Source organism: Brachyspira sp. SAP_772 (assembly GCF_009755885.1).
Taxonomy (GTDB): domain Bacteria; phylum Spirochaetota; class Brachyspiria; order Brachyspirales; family Brachyspiraceae; genus Brachyspira.
The window spans coordinates 1-759 of the sequence record NZ_VYIX01000132.1; the positions used below are offsets into that span (position 1 = coordinate 1).

At 25.9% G+C, this 759-nt stretch carries 1 protein-coding gene; it reads left to right on the forward strand.

Features of this window, described 5'->3' with window-relative positions:
* On the forward strand, positions 1-735 hold a 735-nt coding region (locus GQX97_RS13050), incomplete at its 5' end, for an ABC transporter permease (RefSeq protein ID WP_157152278.1).
* Positions 736-759 lie beyond the last annotated feature (24 nt).

The window sequence follows — 759 nt, forward strand, 5'->3', positions numbered from 1 at the left end:
GAAGAGCCTTATTTAAATTTGATGACAGATTTTGGAGAGGGTATAAGTTTAGGTTCTTTAATGGCTGTAGGGGCAATTTCTTTAAATAACAGTGCTTCAGATGCTATTACTATTTACTCGCCTCTAAATGCTATTTATGAAATATTTGGTCTTGAGTATGGTAATGCTCATAATTTGCTCGTATATTTAAAAGATTATAAAAAGGCAACTGAAATAAAAAATAATCTTAATCAATATTTTAATGAAAATAATCTTAACTATGAGGCTAAAGATTGGAAGGATTTGAATGCATTTTTACTTTCTGTAATAGAGATGAATACTAATAATTATTTAATAGCYTTATTTATATTAAGCATATTAGTATTTGTTTCGGTTATGCARATGCTTACAACAAATTTTTTAGAGCGTTTAAATGARTTTGGTACWATGCGTGCATTAGGAATAAATATAAAAAATGTAACTTTGCTTTTATTTTTGGAAATTATTATAATGGCAGTATTAAGTTCTCTTATTTCAATAATTATTTCTTACGGKGCTGCTAGTATATTAAATGCTTCAAACTTTATAATGAAATTTCCTGGTGCTACTGACGGTTATCCTTTAAGCTTATTACTAACATTTAAAGATACTGTTTTAATATTTGCATGGGTGTTATCTGTATCAATATTAGCAGGTATTTATCCAATAATAAAGGTTATTAAMATGCCTATAATAGAGGTAATAAAATATGTGTAACAAAATAATTAAAATTTTATTTAT